Origin of the sequence: Amycolatopsis mediterranei (genome assembly GCF_026017845.1) — a bacterium.
In the GTDB taxonomy this organism is placed as follows: Bacteria; Actinomycetota; Actinomycetes; order Mycobacteriales; family Pseudonocardiaceae; genus Amycolatopsis; species Amycolatopsis mediterranei.
Genome location: NZ_CP100416.1, coordinates 1,954,200 through 1,975,024, shown reverse-complemented (window position 1 = coordinate 1,975,024; position 20,825 = coordinate 1,954,200). Strand labels below are relative to the sequence as shown.

Genomic DNA, 20,825 nt, shown 5'->3' with positions numbered 1-20,825 from the left:
CCGCTATTCGACTCCCATCAGCAGCACGGCGTCCGCCTGGCCGCTGGCGTAGCCGGCCATCTCCACCTCCGGGTGCTCCACCCGCAGCTGCTCCGCGAGCTCCTCGGCGACCCCCGGCGGGGCCGCCGCCCCGCTCAGCACCGTCACCAGCTCGCCGCCGAGCGCGAGCATCCGGTTGAGCACCTTCATCGCGGCCGCGACCAGGTTCGTCTCGGACGCGGGCGCGGGTTCGATCAGCACCACCTCGTCGTCGACCAGGCCGACCACGTCGCCGGACTGGGCCCGGCCCACCCAGGTTAGCGACTCCTCCTGCGCGATCCGCAGTTCGCCACGCCTGGTCGCGGCGGCCGCTTCGGCCATCGCGACGACGTCGTCGTTGGTGCGGCGCCCGGCGTCGTGCACGGCGAGGGCGGCCAGCACCTGCACCGGCGAGGCGCACGGGATGACCACGACGTCCCGGTCGGCGGCCATCGCGTGCCCGGCCGCGGTGTCCGCCGCGGCGGTGAGGGCGACGCTGCCCGGCAGCACGGTCACCTGGCGCCCGGCGGCCTCGTTGAACAGGCCGATCATGTCCTCGACGCTCGGCGTGCCGCCCTCGGGCACGGCCAGCACCGGGATGCTCTCGGCGCGCAGCAGCTCGGCCAGCGCCCCGCCGTGGACGACGGCGACGACCGTCCGGTCGATCCCGCCGCCCGGCTCGATCGGCGTCGGCGTGAGCAGCGGTTCGACCCGGATCCGGCGCGGGCGGCCGAGCGCGAGCCCGGCCTCGATGGCGGCGCCGATGTCGGCGCAGTGGACGTGCACGGCGTGGCTGCCCGAGCCGTCGCCGGCCACCGTGACGCTGTCGCCGAGGCCGCTCAGCTCCTTGCGCAGGGTCGGCAGGCTCGCCTCGTCGACGCCGTCCAGGAGGTACATGACCTCCCAGGCGTAGGCGTCGGGGAGTTCGGTGCGGACTTCGAGCGCGTGCTCCTGCTCGAGCGGCGTGCCGGTGAGCACGCCGACCAGCGCGTCGAGCACGGCGACGAGACCGCGCGCCCCGGCGTCGACGACCCCGGCCCTGGCCAGCGCGGGCAGCTGCTCGGGCGTCTTTTCGAGGGCGTGCGCGGCCTCTTTCGCGGCCTTCGCCGCGATGTCGCCCAAGGAACTCGTGTCGCCGCGGACGGCGAGGGCGACGGCGTGCAGGACGGTCAGGATGGTCCCGGCGACCGGGCGGCTGACGGCGCCGGTGGCGACCTCGTCGGCGTGGCCCAGCGCCCGGGCCAGCCACGGGCCGTCCAGGTCGCCTTCGGCGCGATCGGCGAGCCCGCGCACGACCTGGGAAAGGATCACGCCGGAGTTGCCCTTCGCGGAGGCGACCGCGCCCCGCGCGAGGACCTTCAGCGCTTCGGCGGCGTCACCCGGAGTGGCTTCGGAGAGTTCCCGGGCCGCGCCGGTCATCGTGAAGAGCATGTTGGAGCCGGTGTCGGAGTCGGCGACGGGGTAGACGTTGATCTCGTCGATGGCCGGGCGCAGGCTCGCGAGACTGTGCACACAGCCCGCCGCCCAGGCCGACACCGCCGCCGCGTCCAGCACCCGCACCCCGTGACCTCCTGACCGGTTCCCGGGCAGCGTATCGACCCGGTGCCGGGGGGCCGGAACGCAGTAGTTACTATGGTCGAGTTGCCCAGTCCGTCTGGGCTCATTTCTATGACCCAGATCCAAAGGAGTTCGACGTGGCTGCCGTGTGCGACGTCTGTGGCAAGGGACCCGGCTTCGGCAAGTCGGTCTCGCACTCCCACCGCCGTACCAACCGCCGGTGGAACCCGAACATCCAGACCGTGCACGCCAAGGTGGGTGTGTCCCAGCGCAAGCGCCTGAACGTGTGCACCTCGTGCATCAAGGCGGGCAAGGTCGTTCGCGGCTGAGGCGAGAAGTTTCGGATGGCGGGTGCTCCTCGGAGCACCCGCCATTTTCATGCCCAGGCCACAGACGTCCCAGGCCACAGACGCGGTGAATGACTCATTCCTGGCGTCTGACGCCAGGAATGAGTCATTCACTGCATGCGGGGCCGGGCTGACGCCTCCTTCAGGAAGTCCGTCAGCAAGGGCTTGAGCGTCTCCGGGAACTGCAGCACCCCGTGGTCCTGCCCGTCCAACGTCTCGTGACGAGCGCCCGGCACCGCCGCGGCCGCCGCCCGGGCGCCTGACTGGAGTGCCTCGTCGCTCGCGCCGCCGCCGATCACCAGCGTCGGCACCTTGATGCGAGCCAGGTTCTCCGTGCGCGGGCGAGCCTCCGGGCCGCAGATCGTCAGGTCGTACGGGAGCGTGTGCGCCAGCGCCGTGAACCAGCCCCAGACCGGCGCTTGCTTCATCCCCTCGATCATCTCTTCCGGCGTGCCCGCGACCTTCAGGAACGTCGCCACCGCGCCGTCGCGATCCCCCGCCGCCAGCCGGGCGCGAACGTCGGCCACGACGTCCGCCCGCTGGTGCTCGTCCGTCGAGTACGGCGGCTCGTACGCCACCACGCGCTCGATCGGGAGACCGGCCGCGGCCGCCTCCAGGGCCAGGATCGCGCCCGACGAGTGGCCGAACACCGACGCCGTTCCGCCCGCCTGCGCGATCAGCGCCGCGATGTCCTCGATCTCCCGCTCCACCGCGTACTCGGCCGAGTCGCCGGAGTCACCGCGGCCCCGGCGGTCGTAGACGATCGTCGTGAAATCGCCGGCCAGGACCTCGGCCAGGCCCACCGTGGTCGTCCGGTCGTTGAACGCGCCGCCGACCAGGATCACCGGCGGGCCGTCGCCGCGCTGCTCGAAGAAGATCGACGTGCCGTCGGCCGATGTGACGTTCATGTGTCCTCCAAGGATCCGTTTCCCCCTGGTCGGAGCCGGCCCGCGGATCCGGACACCGAACCTACGGCAGTTTCCAGTCCACCGGCGCCGCGCCCTGCTGCTCCAGGAGCTGGTTGGCCCGGCTGAACGGGCGCGACCCGAAGAAGCCGTTGTGCGCCGAGAGCGGGCTCGGGTGCGCCGACTCGATGCACGGCACCTCGCCGAGCATCGGGCGCAGGTTGCGGGCGTTGCGGCCCCACAGGATCGCCACCATCGGCTCCGAGCGGGCCGCGAGGGCCTTGATCGCCTGCTCGGTGACCTCTTCCCAGCCCTTGCCCTGGTGCGAATTGGACTTCCCGGGCTGCACGGTCAGCGCCCTGTTGAGCAGCAGCACGCCCTGCTCGGCCCACGGCGTCAAGTCACCGTTGGACGGCAGCGGGTGGCCGAGGTCCTCGGTGTACTCCTTGTAGATGTTGACCAGGCTCTTCGGGATCGGCCGGACGTCCGGCGCCACCGAGAAGCTCAGGCCCACCGCGTGCCCCGGCGTCGGGTACGGGTCCTGCCCGACGATCAGCACGCGGACGTCGTGGAACGGCTGCTGGAACGCCCGCAGCACGTGTTCACCCGCCGGTAGGTACGTGCGGCCCGCGGAGATCTCCGCGCGGAGGAACTCCCCCATCGCGGCGACCTGCGGCGCCACCGGTTCGAGGGCTTTCGCCCAGCCTGCCTCGACGATGTCCTGCAGCGGTCGTGCGGTCACGGCGCGAAAGCCTACCGGGCGTGGCCGACGTCACCCGAGCGGGTCGAGCCGCCGCAGCTCGGTCCGGAACCGCTGCGCCCGCCGGACGTAGGAATCGACCACGAGCGCGATGTTCTCCGCGCTGAAGGACTTGTTCTCCCGCGTCTTGCCCGGCACGCCGAGCGCGATCTCGCCGGTCTTGACGTGGGAGCCGTACGACAGCACCGCGCCCGCGCCGACCATGCCGCCGTCCTCGATCACCGAGCCGTTGAGCACCACCGCCCCGGAGGCGATCAGGCAGCCGGTGCCGATCGTCGCGCCCTCGACGTGCACCGCGTGCCCGATCGCCGACGACGGCCCGAGGATCGTCGGGTGCCGCTCGGTGCAGTGCAGGACGCAGCCGTCCTGGACGTTCGACCGCTCGCCGATCTCGATGTACCCGTGGTCGCCGCGCAGCACCGTCTGCGGCCACACCGACGCGTGCGCGCCGATCCGGACGTCGCCGATCACCGTCGCGTCGGGGTGGACGTAGGCGTCGGGGTGGATCGTCGGCTCGAGCGAACCGAGTGCGTAGATCGGCATGCCGCCTCCGGGGTGCTGTGCTGTTCGTCACCGATTCGACTACAGCCACGGCCGATGGCTTTCGTAGCAACCGTAACGCGCCGCTCGGGGGCGGCCTGCTTCCGGTCGAATCGGTGACAGCGGTTTCACTTCCCGTGCGATTGGATCACGGCATCGCCGCGAACCGGAACGCCAGTACCGGGAGCACCGGGCTCGTGCTCCTGCTCGTCGTGCTGACCTGGCTGCTGAGCCTGCCCGCGGCCACGCACGCGCTCGCGAACGGCCTCGCCGGCACCCCGCCGATGGGCTGGAACAGCTGGAACCAGGTCCGCTGCTACGACCTCACCGAGGACGTCGTCAAGCAGGCGGCCGACGCGCTCGCCGACACGGGCTTGCGTGACGCGGGTTACCACTACGTCGTCGTCGACGACTGCTGGCAGGCCCCCACCCGGGCGGCGGACGGCTCGCTGCAGCCGGACCCGAAGCGCTTCCCGCACGGCATCGCCGACCTCGCCGACTACGTGCACTCCCGCGGCCTGCTGTTCGGCATCTACGCCGTGCCCGGCAGCCGGACCTGCGCGATGGCGAACGACGCCTACCCGGCGGCCGGCATCGGCTCGCTCGGCCACGAGCGCCAGGACGCCGAGACGTTCGACCGCTGGGGTGTCGACTACCTCAAGTACGACTGGTGCAACGCCGACACCGTCGACGGCCTCGACCGGAAGGCCGCGTTCGAGAAGATGCGCGACGAACTGGCCGCGCTGCCCCGCCCGATCGTCTACGCGATCTCCGAGTACGGCGTCTCCAGCCCGTGGACCTGGGCGCGGCCGGTGGCGAACCTCTGGCGCACCACTTACGACCTGGTCCCGACCTGGGACTCGGTGCTCGCGACGATCGACCAGCAGGCCGGCGTCGCCGCCCACAGCGGCTCGCCCGGCGGCTGGAACGACCCGGACATGCTCCAGGTCGGCAACGGCACGCTGACCGCCGACGAGGCCCGCGCGCACTTCAGCGTCTGGGCCGTGCTGAACGCGCCGCTGTTCGCCGGCACCGACCCGGCGAAGCTGAGCGACACCGACCTCGCGACGCTGGGCAACGCCGAGGCCATCGCCGTCGACCAGGACTTCGCGGGCAGCCAGGGGCGGCAGCTCGACGCCGGTCCCGGCTACCAGGTGTGGGGAAAACCGCTGAGCGGCGGCGGTTTCGCGGTGGTACTGCTCAACACCGGCAGCACCACCGCGACCGTCTCCGCGGCGATCCCGGGCGCGTGGAACGTCCGGGATCTGTGGGCGCACCGGGAAACGGGCACTGTCGTCGGCACCGTTTCCTCGACCCTGCGGCCGCACGCGGCGGCCTTGCTGAAGCTCACACCGAGGTGAGGTCCTTGCCGAAGCAGCGGCTTTCCGGCTCGTTCTTGTAGACGCCGAACTTCGGGATCTCGACGTAGCCGGACGAGGTGTAGAGCGCGATGGCCTCGGGCTGCTTGGTCCCGGTTTCCAGGATCGCGCGCTTGCGGCCGCACAGCGCCGCCGTGCGCTCCAGCTCGGACAGGATCATCCGCGCGAACCCGCGGCCGCGGGCGGAATCGGCGACGTACATCCGCTTGAACTCGGCGTCGCCGTCCCGGAAGTCGGGCTCGGGGCCGTCGTGGGCGCGCCACGCCCCGCAGGCGACCGCTTCCTCGCCCTGGTAGCCGACGAGGAACAGGCCCTGCGGCGGATCGAAGTCCGCCGGGCTCATCGGGGTGGCGTCCTCGCTGCCGTAGCGCTCGATGTACACCTGCTGCACCGCGGTCATGAGCTTGGCCGCGTCAGGGTGGTCGTAGGGGACCGGAACGATTCTCACGCTTCCGGAGCCTAGATCAGCGCCAGTGCGTCCATCCGCCTTCTCGGGAAAACGGTTTCCCGTCGACGGTGATCCCGGAGCCGGCCATGGTGACGACGCCGATGGTGCGCCAGCCGTCCGGGAGCTCGGTGAACGGCGGGAAGGTGGCCGCCAGGGCGTGGTCCTCGCCGCCGGTGAGGACCCAGGTGAGGGGATCCGCGCCGAGGGCGGCGCCGACCTCGGTGAGCCGGGCGGGGATGTCGAGGTCGGCGGTGCGGACGTCGATGCCGACGTCGGAGGCCTCGCCGATGTGGCCCAGGTCGGCGAGCAGGCCGTCGGAGACGTCGATCATCGCCGTGGCCCCGGCCAGCGCGGCGCGCGGTCCGGCTTCGTAGGGCGGTTCCGGGCAGCGCTGGGCGTTGACGACGCCGACCGGGGACCGGAAGCCGCGGCCGAGCACGGCCAGGCCGGCCGCGGCCCAGCCGAGCCGCCCGCTCACCGCGACGACGTCACCGGGCCGGGCGCCGGAGCGCGTCACCGGCTCGCGGTCGCCGAGGTCGCCGAGGGCCGTGACGCTGATCACGAGCTGGTCGGCGCGGACCATGTCGCCGCCGGAGACGCCGATGCCGGCGCGTTCGGCTTCGGCCCACATGCCGTCGGTGAGCGCCTTCACGAGTTCGCTCGGCGTGTCGGGCGGGCAGGCCAGGCCGACCAGGACGGTGGTCGGGGTGGCGCCCATGGCGGCGATGTCGGCCAGGTTGACCGCGACGGCCTTGCGCCCGACGTGCTCGGGCGAGGACCAGTCGAGCCGGAAGTGGACGCCTTGGACGAGGACGTCGGTGCTGGCGACCACCCGGCCGTCCGGCGCGGCGACGACGGCGGCGTCGTCGCCGGGGCCGAGCAGCGTGCCGGGGGGCTGGCGCCGTCCTTCGGTGACGGCGCGGATGAGCGCGAACTCCCCGGTCTCGGCGACCGTTCCGTCGTTCGGTGACACCGGTCACCTCTGTCTTTCTCTACCGGGACAAAGATCGATCACCGATAGTCGGATGCCCTATGTTTTTCCGTGAGCTGGCGATACGTTGCTGATGACGTTCCTACCTTGAGCTTTCGATCCCGACGAAAGGGCGCGCCGTGGTCCACGCATACATCCTCATCCAGACCGAGGTCGGCAAGGCGGCCGCGGTGGCTGCCGAGATCTCCAGCATCCCGGGTGTCACCAGCTCGGAGGATGTCACCGGACCGTACGACGTGATCGTCCGCGCGGCCGCCGACAACGTCGACCAGCTGGGCCAGCTCGTGGTCGCGAAGGTGCAGAACGTGGAGGGGATCACCCGGACGCTGACCTGCCCGGTGGTCCACCTCTGAGCAGTGTCATTCCTGGGGGGACGACCCCCCAGACCCCCCGAACCGATCGCAGTGGTGTAGTGGTCGGGTGCCTGACTCCGACACCGGTGCACCGCCCCGAGTGGTGCTCGTCACCGCGGCCGCGCTCGCCGTGGCCTTGGCGGTCGCCGTCGCCGTGTTCGCGCTGACCCGGCCGTCCCCTTCGGACTCCGCGGAACCGCTGCCGTTGGTCCCCGTGCCGGCACCCTTCGCGGGGTCGCCGGGCTGCACGACGTTGCTGGGCGCGGTGCCGACGGAGCTGACGTCCAACGGGACTTCTCTGAAAGTGCGTGCTCTGGCGACCCCGGCACCGCCCGCGACGGTGGCCTGGGGCACGGCCGATCCGGTGGTCCTGCGCTGCGGCCTGAACCGGCCGCCGGAACTGACGCCGACCGCGCAGCTGCGGCTGGTGAACAAGGTGCAGTGGCTGCAGGTGCCGGGCGAGGGCGCATCGACGTGGTACGTGGTGGACCGCGAGGTCTACGCGGCGCTGACGGTGCCGGACAGCGCCGGGACCGGGCCGCTGCAGGCCGTTTCGGACGCGGTGGCCGCGAAGCTGGCTCCGCAGCCGCTGCGGTTTTCCTAGCGCAGGCCCGTTCCGCGGGCGATCGCCGTCTCGACGAGGGTGGTCAGCAGCGTCGGGTAGTCCATGCCGGTGACCTCCCACATCTTCGGGTAGGCGGACTTCGTCGTGAAGCCCGGCATGGTGTTGACCTCGTTGATGATCAGCTGGTGGTCTTCGGTGACGAAGAAGTCGACCCGGGCCAGGCCCTGGCAGTCCAGCGCCCGGAACGCTTCGACGGCCATCGCCCGGAGCTTCTCGGTGAGGGCGTCGTCGAGCTTGGCGGGGATGTCGAGCTCGGCGTCGTCGCCGAGGTACTTGGTTTCGAAGTCGTACCAGGCGTTCTCGTCCTCGGACAGGACGCGGATCTCGGCGGGCAGCGAAGCTTCGACGTGGCCGTCGGGGAATTCGAGGACCCCGCACTCGACCTCCCGCCCGACGACGGCGGCCTCGACGAGCACCTTGGGATCGGTGGCGCGGGCGAGCGCGATGGCGGCGTCCAGCCCGGCCCAATCGGCGACGCGCGAGATGCCCACCGAGGAGCCGGCCCGGGACGGCTTGACGAAGACAGGGAGGCCGAGCTTTTCCCGGTCGGTTTGCTCCAAAGTGGACTGCCCCCGCTTGAGCGCGGAGAAGGTCCCGACCGGCAGCCCTTCGGCGGCGAGCAGTTTCTTGGCGGTTTCCTTGTCCATGGCGGCGGCGCTGGCGAGCACCCCGGGGCCGACGTAGGGGATCCCGGCGAGCTCGAGCAGGCCCTGGATGGTGCCGTCCTCGCCGAAGGCCCCGTGCAGCACGGGGAAGACGACATCGACGCGCGAAAGCAATTCGCTCTCCCGCCCCGCTTCGACGGCGACGAGGCCCTGGCTGGACGGATCCCCGGCGAGAACGAGGCCCTGGCCGTCATCGACGGACGGGAGTTCCCGGCCGCGGACGGCGAGCTGAGCGGAGTCCCCGGAGCCGAGCACCCACCGGCCTTCCCGGGTGATTCCGACCGGGACGGCCTCGAACCGTTCGGGATCGAGGTGGCCGAGGACGCTGCCGGCGGACAGGCACGAGATGGTGTGCTCGCTGCTGCGCCCACCGAACACGACGGCCACCCGGATCTTCTCGCTCATGGTGAGCCACCGTACCCGGTGACCTCGCGGAACAGCCGAGCCCGGTGCGCCGGATGGACGGCGGCAGGCGGTGAACGCAACCGGTGATGGCTTTGGCACGTCCGGTGCTTCGAGGGGCTGGTGGGTTCGCTGGGCCGCGTTCGCTGGGCACGCTCATCGGGCTGTGCTCACGGGAGCCGGGTTCGCCGGGCCACGATCGCCCGAGCCAGATTCGCCCGGCAGGTTCGCCCAGCCACGACCGCCCACTCACGCTCGCGAGCCGGTTTCGCCCGACCACGATCGCCCAGCCACGGCCGTCCAGCCACATTCACCCAAGCCGCGTTCGCCGAGCCAGGTTCACCCCACCCACGCGCCCGGCCCGGTGCGCCCAGTCACGCCCGCCCAGCCAAGCTCGCCGAGCCGAATTTGCCCACCCCCCGGCCCATCCAGCCCCGAGCAGAACCCGCCCTCCCAGGGGGAACCACCACCGAATTGACCATATCCGCCCCCACCGTCACCAAAGCCAAAAAACTCCCTCCCCAAGCAACGTTGTCCACACCACGCCCCGGCTGTGGACAACTTCAGCGCAACAACCCCACCAACACCGGCAAAGCCGCCACCAGCGCCTCCCGCGAACACCCCGCGTACCCGATCGCCACCCCGTGCGCCGACGGCGCACCGGCGAAGTGCCGCGCCAGCCCGTCCAGCCGGATCCCGCGCCGCTCGGCCGCCGCGATCACCGAGGCCTCCACCAAAGCCGACGAAAACGGCACCACCAGGTGCGCCCCGGCGTCGTCGCCCCGCATCGGAATCCCCGCCGACGACAGCGCGCCCGCCAGCAACGTTCGCCGCTCGGCCATCTCGCGGCGGAGTTTGCGCAGGTGGCGGCCCAGATCGCCGTTTCGCGCGAATTCGTACAACACCCGCTGGCCCGCCGGTGAAGGCCGCGTGCCCGTCGAATCGCGGTACGCCAGCACCGCCGAGGTGATCGCCTCCGGCGCCACCATCCAGCCCGCCCCCAGCGTCGGCGTGAGGATCTTCGACGTCGTCCCCAAATGCACGACGACGTCCGGTGCCAGCGAAGCCAGCATCGGCAGCGGCGCCACGTCGAACCGCAGCTCGCCGTCGTAGTCGTCCTCGATCACCAACATGGACGACGACCGCGCCAGCTCCACCAGCGAAACCCGCCGAGCCGCGCTCAACCTGCTGCCCATCGGGTACTGGTGCGCCGGCGAGCAGTACACCGCCCGCGCGCCCACCGGAATCGCGGAAGGCCGCAGCCCTTCGAGATCCACCGGCACGCCCACCACCCGCATGCCCGCCCGCCGGAACGCCTGCACCGCCCGCTGGTACCCCGGCTCTTCGACGGCGACGACGTCCCCGCGCTCCAGCACCGCCGCGGCCAGCTCGACGACCGCCGCCGTCGTGCCGCCGGTCGCCAGGACCGAGCCCGCCGCGAGCCCGCGGTGGCGCAGCAGGTGCTCCGACACCGCCCCGCGGTACTCCGGCAGCCCCGCGCGGTGGGCGCGGACCAGCGGCTCCGGGTCGGCCGCCGCCCGCCACGCACGGCGCCAGGCCGCTCGGTCCAGACCCGCCGCCCACGGCGTTCCCGGCCCGAGGTCGAGCAGCGCGGGCGGGGAGACCTCGACCGCCGGGACCGAAGGCGCCGGGACCTCCGCAGCCGAAAGCGAAGGCGGAGTCGTCACGTACGTGCCGGAGCCGTGGCGCCCGGCGATCCAGCCCTCGGCGTGCAGCTGCTCGTACGCCGCCGACGTCACCGTGCGGCTGACGCCGAGCCGGCCGGCCAGCGCCCGCGTCGAAGGCAGCCGGTCGCCGCCGCGCAGGTGTCCGCTCGCCGCGGCTTCGCGCAGCGCGTCGGCCAATTGGACGGCCAGCGGTGTCACCGCTGCGCGATCCAAACGCACCGGGAGCGCGGTGTCGGACACGGGACCTCCTCGAGTGGACTTCCCAAGTGTACGAGAAGTGGCCGTTTTCCGAGGCCACTGACGCGGGAGACGCTGGTCGCATGTTGTCGACCACGCCCCGCACCACGCTCGGCCGCAAGAAGCACCGCGCCCTGACCGACCGCTCCGCACTCCACGCCGTCCTGGACGAAGGCCTGATCTGCCAGTTCGGGATCGTCCGCGACGGCGTGCCGCTGGTCCTCCCGACCGGCTACGGCCGCGACGGCGACACGCTCTACCTCCACGGTTCGACCGGCGCGGCCAGCCTCCGCACCGCGGCGCACGGCCTCGACGTCTGCGTGACGGTGACGCTCCTCGACGGCATCGTCTACTCGCGCTCGGTGAACAACCACTCGATGAACTACCGCAGCGCCGTCATCCTCGGCCAGGCGAAGCCGGTCCTCGACGCCGAAGCGAAGATGCACGGCCTGAAGGTGCTCACCGACCACCTCGCGCCCGGCTCGTGGACGCACGCGCGCGAGGTCAACACGAAGGAGTTCGCCGCGGTGTCCGTGCTCGCGCTGGATCTCGCCGAGGCGTCGGTGAAGATGCGCGCCGAGGGCCCGGACGACGAGCCCGAGGACGTCGAAGCGGACACCGCCTGGGCGGGGGTGCTGCCGGTGCGGACGGTCTTCGGCGCGCCCGAGCCGTCCGAGGACCTCTCCCCCGGCTGGACGACCCCGCCGCACGTCACGGCGCGAGCGGCAACCGCACGCTGAAGGTCGTCCGGCCCGGCACCGACTCGACGCCGACCGTGCCGCCGTGCGCGGTGACGAGGGACTGGACCACCGACAGCCCGAGCCCGGTGCCGCCGTTGCCGCGGGTGCGGGAGTCGTCGACGCGGAAGAACCGGTCGAAGATCCGCTCCTGATCCCCCACAGCGATGCCGGGCCCGGAGTCGGTGACGCGCACGATCGCTTCAGCCTCCGAAGCCGTCACCTCGACGTGCACCGGCGTTCCCGGCGGGGTGTGCACGGCGGCGTTGGCCAGCAGGTTGTCCAGCACCTGCCGCAGGCGCACGGGATCGGCGTCCACGAAAGCCGCCGAAAGCGCCGACGTCACCGGGTGGTCCGGCCGGCCGGCGGCGAACGCGTCCGCCGCGTCCCCGGCCAGCTCGGCCAGGTCGACGCGCTCGGGCCGCAACGGCGTCTCGGCGGCCCGCGCGTCGAGCCGGGCCAGCAGCAGGAGGTCGTCGACGAGCACGGTCATCCGGGCGGTCTCCTCGCGGATCTTCGCCAGGTGCGCCTCCCGCTCCGCCGGCTCGTTCGCCGCGGCGTAGCGGAAGAGGTCGGCGTAGCCGCGGATCGACGTCAGCGGCGTCCGCAGTTCGTGCGAGGCGTCCGCGACGAACCGGCGCAGCCGCTCGTTGGCTTCGGTCTTCGCGGCGAGCGAGGTGTCGATGTGGGCCAGCATCACGTTGAACGCCGTCCGCAGCTCTTCGACTTCGGCGCCGCCGCCGGTGCCCGCCGCGCGCGCCGGCAGGGCCGGGTTCGCGGTGAGGTCGTGGGCGGCGATGTCGTGCGCGGTGCCGGCCATGTCGGCCAGCGGGCGCAGGCCGCGCCGCAGCACCAGCCGTCCCACGATCACGAGCACGCCCAACGCGAGCGCGAACGCGGCGACCTCCACCCAGATCAGCTGCTGCACCGTGCCGTCGAGGTCCTGCTGCGGCGCGGCGGACAGCAGCACCGAGTCGGTGTCGACCGGGCACGCGCGTACCCGGTACGGGCCGTCGTCACGCAGGTGGATGTTCCGGGTGACGTCGCCGCCCACCGCCTCGGCGGCGATCTTCGCCAGCTGCCCGGCGTCGCCCGGCAGCTTGCCGCCCGGCTCGGGGACGGCGACCCCGCCCTGGACCTTGTACAGCGCCGAGTACCACGAGTACACCGACTGCGGCGAGCCGTGCGTCTCGCGCAGCTGCGGCAGCTGGGTGTTCTGGCTCTTGGACAGCTGCTCGTCGAGCCGCCGGTCGAGGTAGCCGTGCATGATCCCGACCGTCGTGACGCCGACGGCCGCGAACACCACCAGCGCGAGCGCGCCGAGACCGAGGGTGATCCGGGTGCCCAGCCGGGTGCGCTGCCAGGCTCCGTACCACCGGCGGACCGCGCCCGTCACCGGTGGGCCTGCCGCACGACGTACCCGACGCCGCGCACGGTGTGGATCAGCGGCTCGCCGTCGCCGGTGTCGACCTTGCGCCGCAGGTGGGAAATGACCAGTTCGACCACATTGGACCGGCCGCCGAAGTCGTACTCCCAGACGTGGTCGAGGATCTGCGCCTTGGTCAGCACCGCGGGCGAGCGGCGCATGAGGTAGCGCAGCAGCTCGTACTCGGTCGGGGTCAGCTCGGCGAGCCGCTCGCCGCGGCGGACCTCGCGGGTGTCCTCGTCCAGCGTCAGGTCGCCGACCCGCAGCACGGCGCCGCGCGCTTCGGGCTGGTGCGCGAGGCCGGCGCTGCGTCGCAGCACCGCCCGCAGCCGTGCCATCAGCTCCTCGACCGAAAACGGTTTCACGAGGTAGTCGTCACCCCCGCGGGTGAGCCCGGCGATCCGGTCGGCCGTCGCGTCCTTGGCCGTGAGGAAGACCACGGGCACCGCGTTGCCGCCCGCCCGCAGGCGGTCGAGCACGGTGAAGCCGTCGAGGTCGGGCAGCATCAGGTCGAGCACGACGATGTCCGGCCCGAACTCCGCGGCCCGGCTCAGCGCGGTCTGCCCGGTGCCGGCCGTGACCGCCTGCCAGCCCTCGTACCGGGCGACGGTGGCGACGAGGTCGGCGATGTGCGGCTCGTCGTCGACGACGAGCAGGCGCACGGGGTCGGGAGTCTGCACCCCTGCATCTTCTCCCGCCGGGGGCGCGGCGGGCGAGGCGAGGCGGCGGCCGACAGGAAGCCGACAGCCGGCACCCAGACTCGCCACAGGACGGGCGGCGAGGCTGGCCTTCGTGAACCGAACCGAAGGGGAATCCGTGTGAGGACCATGACGCAGACCGCCGAGGCCGCGCGCCCGGCGATCCGCCCCCGGATCGCCGCGAAATCCGGCCTCTTCCTCTTCCTCGGCGCCAACGTGGCCGCCGTCACCCTCCTGTTCGTCCAGGCCGGGGTTTCGCAGAACGTGCTGATCACGATCGGCAGGCTCGCCGGTCTCTACGGCGCGCTGGCGATGGCGTTCCAGCTGCTGCTGGTGGCCCGGCTGCCCTGGCTGGACCGCCGGCTCGGGATGGACCGGCTGACCACCTGGCACCGCTGGACCGGCTTCACGATCCTCTGGACCCTGCTGGCGCACCTGGTGTTCATCACCATGGGCTACGCGGAGGTCGCGAGCACGGGTGTCGTCGACGAGCTCGTCGAGATGGCCGAAACGCTCGAAGGGATCCTGCGGGCGCTGGTCGCCTTCGCCGTGATCCTCATCGTCGGCGCCGCCTCGGCGAAGTTCGCGCGCAAGCGGCTCGCCTACGAGACGTGGCACTTCATCCACCTCTACACCTACGCGGCGGTGGTGCTGGCCTTCACGCACCAGATCGCGCTCGGCCAGTCGTTCGCCGGCTCAGAGCAGGCGAAGGCGTACTGGTGGACGCTCTGGCTCGGCGCCGGCGCGGCCGTGCTCGCCGGGCGCGTCGTGCTGCCGCTGTGGCGGAACCTGCGCCACCAGCTGCGCGTCACGGCGGTGGTTTCCGAGTCCCCGGACGTCGTTTCGGTGTACATGTCCGGCAAGCACCTGGACAAGATGCCGGCCAAGGCGGGGCAGTTCTTCCTGTGGCGGTTCCTGACGAAGGATCGTTGGTGGCAGGCCAATCCCTTCTCGCTGTCGGCCGCGCCGGACGGCCGTTCCCTGCGGCTGACCGCTAAGGCGCTCGGCGATTCCAGTGCCGGGCTGCGCAACCTGCGCGTCGGGACGCGTGTGTTCGCCGAAGGACCGTACGGCGCTTTCACGACGATCCACCAGCAGCGGCCCAACGCGCTGCTCGTGGCGGGCGGCGTCGGGATCACGCCGATCCGCGCGCTGCTGGAGGACATCGACGGCCACGTCGTCGTGCTGTACCGGGTGCGCAACCAGGCCGACGCGGTGCTGCTGCCGGAGCTGAACGAGCTGGCCAAGGCGCGCGGCGCCAGCGTGAGTGTCCTCACCGGACCGGACCAGGCGGTCGGGCCGCGCGGGGTGATGCTCGGGCCGGCGAACCTGCACATGATGGTGCCGGACGTGCACGAGCGGGACGTGTTCGTCTGCGGCCCGCCGGGGATGACTTCCGCCGTGCTGCGCAGCCTGCGCGAGCTGCGCGTGCCGAACGCCCAGGTCCACGCCGAACGCTTCAGCCTTGCGGCCTAGGGGGACGTGTGAAGAAGACCATTTTCGTCGTCGCGCTGTCGATAGCCGGGTTCATCTCGGTCTGGCGGTTCGAGCCGGGGCCGGTGCACAACACCGCCGCCATCGCGCAGGCGCCCCCGCCGCCGCCGACCGTCACCGCACCGTCCACATCGGCCGCTCCGGCGACCACCACGTCGGCCGTTCCGTCCACTTCGGCCGGTCCGGCTCCGTCCACATCGGAGGCACCGGCCACCTCGAAGCCGCCGTCCACCCGGAGCACCAAGGACGAGCCGGTGATCACCCGCGGCAGCGCGGAGTCGAGCCGCTACGGCACCGTGCAGGTGCAGGTGACGTTCACCGGCGCCCGGCTCACCGCCATCACCCTGCTGCAGGCCCCGGACAGCGGCCGGTCGCTCACCGCCCTGCCGAAGCTGCAGGAGGAAGCGATCAAGGCGCAGAGCGCCGCCATCGACACGATCACCGGCGCGACCGAAACGAGCGAGTCGTACAAGAAGTCCCTGCAGGCCGCGATCGACCTGAGAGGCGCCCGATGACGAACCGCGTCGAACAGGTGATGGGCCTGCCGATCTCGCTCGACCTGCGCGACGAAGGCGACTTCGCCGAAGTCGTCGACGACGTCTTCGCGTGGTTCCGCGACGTCGACGCCCGGTTCAGCCCGTTCAAGGACGACAGCGAGGTCAGCCGCTACGACCGCGGCGAGCTGACGGCCGCCGAGCTCAGCGACGACCTCCTGGAGGTGCTGGAGCTCTGCGCGTACTACGAGCAGCTCTCCGGCGGCGCGTTCCGCGCGCGGCTGCCCGGCCGCGGCCTCGACCCGTGCGCGGTCGTCAAGGGCTGGGCGGTGCAGCGCGCGGCCGACATGCTGAAGGCCGAGGGCGCGACGACGTTCTGCCTGAACGCCGGCGGCGACGTCGTCACCGCGGGCGAGCCGCAACCGGGCCGTCCGTGGCGGGTCGGGGTCCGCCACCCCGAGCAGCCCCTGGCCGTGTGCGCGGTCCTGGAGTCGCGCAACGGAGCGATCGCGACGTCGGCGGCCTACGAGCGCGGCTCCCACATCCTCGACGGCCGCTCCGGCACGCCGGCAACGGGCCTGATGAGCGTCACCGTGGTGGCCGGCGACCTGGTGACGGCGGACGCGCTGGCCACGGCGGCGTTCGCGATGGGCGCCGAGGGCATCACCTGGGCGGCCGACCGCCCGGACTGCGAGATCCTCATCGTCGACGACAGCCGTCGCGTGCACCGGACGGCGGGCCTGGCGCTGGCGTCCTAAATCGGTTCGCCCTCCCCGGACGGCTGCGCCAGACTCGGCGGCACCCGTCTTCGAGGAGTGCCATGCCGTCGTCCGTCCTGAACGTTTCCGTCGACTGCGCCGACCCGTACGAGCTGTGCCGGTTCTGGAGCGAAGTCACCGGGAAACCGATCCCGGAGGAAGACCAGCCGGGTAACGACGAGGTCGGCTTCCAGCTGAACGACGACACGGCGTTGCTCTTCCTGCGGGTCCCGGAGCCGAAGACGGTGAAGAACCGGCTCCACCTGTGTCTGCAGCCGGACATCCCGCGTGACGAAGAGATCTCGCGGATCCTCGGCCTCGGCGCGACGCTGGTGAACGACCTCCGCAACCCGGACAGCACGGGCTGGGCGGTGCTGGCCGACCCCGAGGGCAACGAATTCTGCGTGCTGCGGAGCGCGGCCGAGCGCGCGGCGACGTCGTGACGGACCCGGCTGAATAGGGTGGCGGCATGGCACGTCCCCTGATCGCCGTCGCCACGCTGGGCGGCACCATCTCGATGGCCCCGGCCGACGGCGGTGGCGGTGCCGTTCCGCGGTTCGGTGCGGCCGAGCTGCTCGGCGGGCTCGGCGACCTGCCGATGGACGTCCTGGCGGAAACCCTCGCCGGGATCGGCAGCGCGTCGCTCGACTTCGCGACGCTGCTGCGGTGCCGCGAATGGGGCCTGCGCCAGGACGCCGACGGGTTCGTCGTCGTCCAGGGCACCGACACGCTCGAGGAAACGGCGTACTTCCTGGACCTGCACTGGCCGTCGGAGATCCCGGTGGTGATCACCGGCGCCATGCGCAACGCCGGCCTGTTCAGCCCGGACGGCCCGGCGAACCTGCGCAACGCGCTCACCGTCGCGGCCGATCCGCGCAGCCGCGGCCGGGGCGTGCTCGTCACGCTCAACGACGACGTCCACGCGGCGCGCTGGGTGCGGAAGGCGCATTCGAGCCACCTCGAGGCCTTTTCGTCGGTGCCGGCGGGGCCGCTGGGCATGGTCGTCGAGCACGCCGTGCACTACTTCCACCCGTCGCCGCCCCGGCTGCCTTCCCTCGATGGCGCTGTCTTCGACGGCCTGGTCCCGGTGGTGGAAGCCGGTCTCGACGACCCGGGAGCGGTGCTGGCGCACGTGGCTTCCCAGCCGGGCGTGCGCGGCGTCGTGGTCGCCGCGGCGGGCGTGGGGCACGTCTCGTCCGGCACGGCCGACGTGATCGCACGGCTGGTGCCGTCGCTGCCGGTGGTCGTCGCTTCGCGAACCGGGGCGGGCCCGACGCTGCGGTCGACGTACGGCTTCCACGGCTCGGAGTCCAGCCTGATCGCGATGGGCGCGACGATGGCGGGCTGGCTGGACGCGCGGAAGTCGCGGATCCTGCTGCACGCGCTGCTGGCCTCCGGCGCGGACCGCGACGGGATCGAGCGCGGGTTCCGCCTGCGCGGCGACCTGGACTGAGGCGTCAGTCCCGGATCGGCCCGTCCACCGGGTCGAGGTGGTACGGGCGCATCGCGCGGCCCGCGTCGCGGTAGACGTGGATCGAGATCGCCGGGTCCGGGCCGTCGTTGCGGACCTCGTGCACGTACCCGGGCCCGAACACCCGCGACTGCCCCGCGGACAGGGCGTGCAGCTCGGTGACCGGGCGGCCGTCCGGCGCGCGGCGCGCCACGGCCTCGGTCAGGTGGCCGCCGACCACCGTGAACGCGCCGCTGGCGACCGCGTGGTCGTGCAGGTCGGTGTGCTGGCCGGGCAGCCAGCTCATCAGCCACACTTCCTGCTGCTCGTCTTTCGACACCAGCGTCGCGAAGCGCTCGTCGTGGTCGTAGCGCAGCAGGTGGCGCCAGCGGTCGCGGTCGGCGGCGACCTCGAGGGCGACGCGCACCGGGTGGCGCAGCGCGGGGTTTTCGGGTCGCAGCAGGGTGTTGTCCGGAACGGCGAACATGCGGGTCCTCACGGGAAGAAAGGGTGTCGAACTGGGCCGGGGCGGGGTTCACCGACAACAGCGACACGCGCGCACGCTCGAGCGGAGGCTCATCAGGCCCCACGACTCGGACATGGCGTGCGCGAACATGCGACCAGAGTCCCAGCCGCTTCCCGCCCGGTCAAGCCGTCTCACCCTTCGGGCGATCAGGACCACTCGTGCTTCTGGGACCGCCCCAGCAGCTCGGCGCCGGCCTGGCGAGGGTCGACGCCCTCGTGGCAGACGCGGTGCATGGCGTCGGTGATCGGCATGTCGACCCCGACGCTGCGGGCCAGCGCGCGGATCGACGAGCACGACATGACACCCTCGGCCACCTGGCCGCCCGCCGCGGCCTGCGCCTGCTCGAGGGTCTCGCCGCGGCCCAGGCGTTCGCCGAAGGTGCGGTTGCGCGAAAGCGGCGACGAGCAGGTCGCGACCAGGTCGCCGACGCCGGCGAGCCCGGCGAAGGTGAGCGGGTCGGCGCCCAGCTTCGCGCCGAGGCGGGCCATCTCGGCCAGGCCGCGGGTGATGAGCGTCGCCATCGTGTTGGTGCCGAGGCCCAGCCCCGCGGCCATCCCGGTGCTGAGCGCGATCACGTTCTTGCAGGCGCCGCCGAGCTCGCAGCCGACGACGTCGGTGTTCGTGTACGGGCGGAAGTAGGAGTTGGCGCAGGCGCGCTGGACGGCGACGGCGCGTTCGTGGTCGGCGCAGGCCAGCACGGAGGCGGACGGCTGCCCGGCGGCGATCTCCTTGGCCAGGTTCGGCCCGGTGACGACGACGACGTCGCCGGCGTCGATCCCGACGATCTCGCCGATGACTTCGCTCATCCGCTTGAGCGTGCCGAGCTCGACGCCCTTGGCGAGGCTGACGAGGATCGCGTCGGGTGGCAGCAGATCGCGCCACGCCGTCAGGTTCGCCCGCAGGCTCTGGCTGGGCACGGCGAGGACGACGGCTTCGGCGTTTTTTGTCGCTTCCGCGGGGTCGCTGGTGGCGGTGACGGTCGCGGGCAGGGACACGCCGGGCAGGTAGGCGCTGTTGGTGTGCCGGTCCCGGATGTCCTCGGCGACCTGTTCGCGGCGCGCCCACATCGTGACGTCCCGGCCGGCGTCGCCGAGCACCTTGGCGAAGGCGGTGCCCCAGGAGCCGGCCCCGAGCACGGTGACCCGCTGCACGTCGGCGCGCATCAGGCGGGATCCCCCGGCTTCGCCGCCGGCGGTTCCTCGTGCCGGATCTCGGCGAGGAGCCGGGTCACCTCGTCCATCATGACCTTGGTGACTTCGCGCAGCTTCGTCGCGCTGCGGGTGTTGCCGCCGCGGTAGGCGGACAGGTCGATCGGGTCGCCGACGGAGTGGGTGATCGTCTTGCGCGGGAACGGCGTGAACTTCTTCCGGTAGCCGTCGAAGATCTGGCTGGTCCCCCACCGGGCGATGGGGATGATGGGGACGTCGTTCTGCAGCGCGAGCCGCGCGGCGCCGGTGAAGGACTCCTTCGGCCAGCCGGCCGGGTCTTTGGTGATGGTGCCTTCGGGGTAGATGACGACGATCTTGCCGTCTTCGAGAGCTTGGTGCGCAGCCTTGAGACTGTCCCCGGCGGCGGCCGACCCCCGCGAGACGGGGATCTGCCCGGACCCGGAGACGATCGGGCCGAGGATCGGCGCGCGCGTCAGGCTCTCCTTGAAGAGGAACCGCGGGACGCGCTTCTGCCGGTGCACGAAGACGGCATCGACGGCGGGGTCGAAGTGCGAGATGTGGTTCATGACGAGCAGCGCGGGCCCCTGCCGGGGGATCTTCTCGGCCCCGACGTAGACCCGCCGCCCGATGGCGGTGAGCGGGTAGAACAGTACGGCGGCGAGCCCCACCCAGAAGCCGCCCTTCTCACGCCGGGCCACGATCTCCTCCTCCACACGTCACGTCCGGGGCTTGATCCTGCCGCGCCGGGCTCCGGCCAGTCCAGGGAGGGTCGGTTCAGCGGCGGTGGCGGGGGTCGTGACCAGGCCGGGGGCGGCTTTCGGGGGCGTGCGGGCTGGGGGTGGTCCGGTCTTGTCCGGTCGCGGCTGGGGCATGCGCTGCCGGCCGGCGCGGGTTCGCCGGCGGGCCTTGGCCGGGCCAGCGCCTGCCGGGCGCTGCGGGGCACTGCCGGACCGGGTGGGCTTGCGCTGCCGGCCCGCTTGCCCAGGCCCGGCCGATCCACCCCCAGCGAGAGGGGGGTGGATCGGCCGGAGAGTGGTCGGCGCGCCTTTCTGCTGTCGGTGAGGCTCCGCCCCACCACAGCCCGCCCCACCACAGCCCGCCCCACCACAGCCCGCCCCACCACAGCCCGCCCCACCACAGCCCGCCCCACCACAGCCC

23 protein-coding genes are annotated in these 20,825 nt (G+C 72.2%); 10 read left to right on the top strand and 13 right to left on the bottom strand.

What is annotated here, in order from left to right; translation table 11 throughout:
- Positions 1–3: 3 nt before the first annotated feature.
- The gene (locus ISP_RS09400; protein ID WP_013223646.1) at positions 4–1,578 is read right to left on the bottom strand and encodes a DAK2 domain-containing protein; all 1,575 of its coding nucleotides are present in this window, start codon (positions 1,576–1,578) and stop codon (positions 4–6) included.
- A gap of 134 nt (positions 1,579–1,712) precedes the next feature.
- Here ISP_RS09400 and rpmB point away from each other — a divergent pair, with 134 nt between their 5' ends.
- Positions 1,713–1,904, top strand: a complete 192-nt coding sequence (rpmB, locus tag ISP_RS09395; RefSeq protein WP_003091970.1) for a 50S ribosomal protein L28 — start codon at positions 1,713–1,715, stop codon at positions 1,902–1,904.
- 128 nt (positions 1,905–2,032) lie between these two features.
- Here rpmB and ISP_RS09390 read toward each other — a convergent pair whose 3' ends face one another.
- The 3 genes from ISP_RS09390 to ISP_RS09380 form a co-directional block, all read right to left on the bottom strand.
- Positions 2,033–2,830: an alpha/beta fold hydrolase gene (locus tag ISP_RS09390; protein ID WP_013223645.1), complete on the bottom strand. Its 798-nt coding sequence runs from the start codon at positions 2,828–2,830 to the stop codon at positions 2,033–2,035.
- Between the two features lie 61 nt (positions 2,831–2,891).
- Complete coding sequence (locus ISP_RS09385; protein ID WP_013223644.1) at positions 2,892–3,569, bottom strand: uracil-DNA glycosylase; 678 nt, start codon at positions 3,567–3,569, stop codon at positions 2,892–2,894.
- Between the two features lie 30 nt (positions 3,570–3,599).
- On the bottom strand, positions 3,600–4,130 hold the full coding sequence (locus ISP_RS09380) for a gamma carbonic anhydrase family protein (RefSeq protein ID WP_013223643.1): 531 nt from the start codon (positions 4,128–4,130) through the stop codon (positions 3,600–3,602).
- A 134-nt stretch (positions 4,131–4,264) separates the two neighbouring features.
- Here ISP_RS09380 and ISP_RS09375 point away from each other — a divergent pair, with 134 nt between their 5' ends.
- Entirely contained in the window at positions 4,265–5,488 is a 1,224-nt protein-coding gene (locus ISP_RS09375) for a glycoside hydrolase family 27 protein (RefSeq protein ID WP_230468744.1), read from the top strand.
- On the opposite strand, the gene ISP_RS09370 is transcribed toward ISP_RS09375, so the two are convergent.
- Positions 5,475–5,954, bottom strand: a complete 480-nt coding sequence (locus tag ISP_RS09370; RefSeq protein ID WP_013223641.1) for a GNAT family N-acetyltransferase — start codon at positions 5,952–5,954, stop codon at positions 5,475–5,477. The genes ISP_RS09375 and ISP_RS09370 overlap by 14 nt on opposite strands.
- 16 nt (positions 5,955–5,970) lie before the next feature.
- Positions 5,971–6,927, bottom strand: coding sequence for a thiamine-phosphate kinase (locus ISP_RS09365; RefSeq protein ID WP_013223640.1), 957 nt, complete (start codon positions 6,925–6,927; stop codon positions 5,971–5,973).
- 137 nt (positions 6,928–7,064) lie between these two features.
- On the opposite strand from ISP_RS09365, the gene ISP_RS09360 reads away from it, so the two are divergent.
- Together ISP_RS09360 and ISP_RS09355 are read left to right on the top strand one after the other, a co-directional pair.
- Positions 7,065–7,298, top strand: a complete 234-nt coding sequence (locus tag ISP_RS09360) for an Lrp/AsnC family transcriptional regulator (protein ID WP_003091994.1) — start codon at positions 7,065–7,067, stop codon at positions 7,296–7,298.
- 67 nt (positions 7,299–7,365) lie between these two features.
- Positions 7,366–7,902, top strand: a complete 537-nt coding sequence (locus tag ISP_RS09355) for a DUF3515 domain-containing protein (RefSeq protein ID WP_176742243.1) — start codon at positions 7,366–7,368, stop codon at positions 7,900–7,902.
- Here the strand turns inward: ISP_RS09355 and ISP_RS09350 are convergent.
- Both ISP_RS09350 and pdxR read right to left on the bottom strand, forming a co-directional pair.
- Complete coding sequence (locus ISP_RS09350; protein WP_013223638.1) at positions 7,899–8,993, bottom strand: D-alanine--D-alanine ligase family protein; 1,095 nt, start codon at positions 8,991–8,993, stop codon at positions 7,899–7,901. The genes ISP_RS09355 and ISP_RS09350 overlap by 4 nt on opposite strands.
- A 560-nt stretch (positions 8,994–9,553) precedes the next feature.
- A complete protein-coding gene (gene pdxR / locus ISP_RS09345) occupies positions 9,554–10,918 on the bottom strand; it encodes a MocR-like pyridoxine biosynthesis transcription factor PdxR (RefSeq protein ID WP_013223637.1) in 1,365 nt (454 codons plus the stop codon).
- Between the two features lie 80 nt (positions 10,919–10,998).
- Between pdxR and ISP_RS09340 the strand changes: the two genes are divergently transcribed.
- Positions 10,999–11,655 (top strand): pyridoxamine 5'-phosphate oxidase family protein, encoded by a 657-nt coding sequence (locus ISP_RS09340; RefSeq protein ID WP_013223636.1) that lies wholly within the window; start codon positions 10,999–11,001, stop codon positions 11,653–11,655.
- Here the strand turns inward: ISP_RS09340 and ISP_RS09335 are convergent.
- Both ISP_RS09335 and ISP_RS09330 read right to left on the bottom strand, forming a co-directional pair.
- Entirely contained in the window at positions 11,627–13,048 is a 1,422-nt protein-coding gene (locus ISP_RS09335; RefSeq protein WP_013223635.1) for a sensor histidine kinase, read from the bottom strand. The genes ISP_RS09340 and ISP_RS09335 overlap by 29 nt on opposite strands.
- A complete protein-coding gene (locus ISP_RS09330; RefSeq protein WP_013223634.1) occupies positions 13,045–13,758 on the bottom strand; it encodes a response regulator transcription factor in 714 nt (237 codons plus the stop codon). The genes ISP_RS09335 and ISP_RS09330 overlap by 4 nt, the downstream gene beginning before the upstream one ends.
- A gap of 147 nt (positions 13,759–13,905) precedes the next feature.
- On the opposite strand from ISP_RS09330, the gene ISP_RS09325 reads away from it, so the two are divergent.
- The 5 genes from ISP_RS09325 (at position 13,906) to ISP_RS09305 (ending at position 17,975) form a co-directional block, all read left to right on the top strand.
- Positions 13,906–15,252, top strand: a complete 1,347-nt coding sequence (locus ISP_RS09325; RefSeq protein ID WP_013223633.1) for a ferredoxin reductase family protein — start codon at positions 13,906–13,908, stop codon at positions 15,250–15,252.
- An 8-nt stretch (positions 15,253–15,260) separates the two neighbouring features.
- Positions 15,261–15,785: an FMN-binding protein gene (locus tag ISP_RS09320; protein WP_013223632.1), complete on the top strand. Its 525-nt coding sequence runs from the start codon at positions 15,261–15,263 to the stop codon at positions 15,783–15,785.
- On the top strand, positions 15,782–16,522 hold the full coding sequence (locus ISP_RS09315; protein ID WP_013223631.1) for an FAD:protein FMN transferase: 741 nt from the start codon (positions 15,782–15,784) through the stop codon (positions 16,520–16,522). The genes ISP_RS09320 and ISP_RS09315 overlap by 4 nt, the downstream gene beginning before the upstream one ends.
- A 62-nt stretch (positions 16,523–16,584) precedes the next feature.
- The gene (locus ISP_RS09310) at positions 16,585–16,965 is read left to right on the top strand and encodes a VOC family protein (RefSeq protein WP_013223630.1); all 381 of its coding nucleotides are present in this window, start codon (positions 16,585–16,587) and stop codon (positions 16,963–16,965) included.
- Between the two features lie 26 nt (positions 16,966–16,991).
- On the top strand, positions 16,992–17,975 hold the full coding sequence (locus tag ISP_RS09305; RefSeq protein ID WP_013223629.1) for an asparaginase: 984 nt from the start codon (positions 16,992–16,994) through the stop codon (positions 17,973–17,975).
- Between the two features lie 4 nt (positions 17,976–17,979).
- Here the strand turns inward: ISP_RS09305 and ISP_RS09300 are convergent, their stop codons facing one another.
- The 3 genes from ISP_RS09300 to ISP_RS09290 all read right to left on the bottom strand — a co-directional run bounded on the left by ISP_RS09300 (position 17,980) and on the right by ISP_RS09290 (position 20,380).
- Entirely contained in the window at positions 17,980–18,459 is a 480-nt protein-coding gene (locus ISP_RS09300) for a cysteine dioxygenase (protein ID WP_013223628.1), read from the bottom strand.
- A 185-nt stretch (positions 18,460–18,644) separates the two neighbouring features.
- Positions 18,645–19,661: an NAD(P)H-dependent glycerol-3-phosphate dehydrogenase gene (locus ISP_RS09295; protein WP_013223627.1), complete on the bottom strand. Its 1,017-nt coding sequence runs from the start codon at positions 19,659–19,661 to the stop codon at positions 18,645–18,647.
- Positions 19,661–20,380, bottom strand: a complete 720-nt coding sequence (locus tag ISP_RS09290; protein ID WP_013223626.1) for a lysophospholipid acyltransferase family protein — start codon at positions 20,378–20,380, stop codon at positions 19,661–19,663. Before ISP_RS09290 ends, ISP_RS09295 begins: the two co-directional genes overlap by 1 nt.
- Between the last annotated feature and the right edge of the window lie 445 nt (positions 20,381–20,825).

Bases quoted from the DNA above. Each gene is read 5' to 3' on its own strand.
- ISP_RS09390 (WP_013223645.1), bottom strand. From the start codon at position 2,830: ATGAACGTCACATCGGCCGACGGCACGTCGATCTTCTTCGAGCAGCGC.
- ISP_RS09380 (WP_013223643.1), bottom strand. From the start codon at position 4,130: ATGCCGATCTACGCACTCGGTTCGCTCGAGCCGACGATCCACCCCGAC.
- ISP_RS09350 (WP_013223638.1), bottom strand. From the start codon at position 8,993: ATGAGCGAGAAGATCCGGGTGGCCGTCGTGTTCGGTGGGCGCAGCAGC.
- ISP_RS09340 (WP_013223636.1), top strand. From the start codon at position 10,999: ATGTTGTCGACCACGCCCCGCACCACGCTCGGCCGCAAGAAGCACCGC.
- ISP_RS09325 (WP_013223633.1), top strand. From the start codon at position 13,906: ATGACGCAGACCGCCGAGGCCGCGCGCCCGGCGATCCGCCCCCGGATC.
- ISP_RS09315 (WP_013223631.1), top strand. From the start codon at position 15,782: ATGACGAACCGCGTCGAACAGGTGATGGGCCTGCCGATCTCGCTCGAC.
- ISP_RS09310 (WP_013223630.1), top strand. From the start codon at position 16,585: ATGCCGTCGTCCGTCCTGAACGTTTCCGTCGACTGCGCCGACCCGTAC.
- ISP_RS09305 (WP_013223629.1), top strand. From the start codon at position 16,992: ATGGCACGTCCCCTGATCGCCGTCGCCACGCTGGGCGGCACCATCTCG.
- ISP_RS09300 (WP_013223628.1), bottom strand. From the start codon at position 18,459: ATGTTCGCCGTTCCGGACAACACCCTGCTGCGACCCGAAAACCCCGCG.
- ISP_RS09295 (WP_013223627.1), bottom strand. From the start codon at position 19,661: ATGCGCGCCGACGTGCAGCGGGTCACCGTGCTCGGGGCCGGCTCCTGG.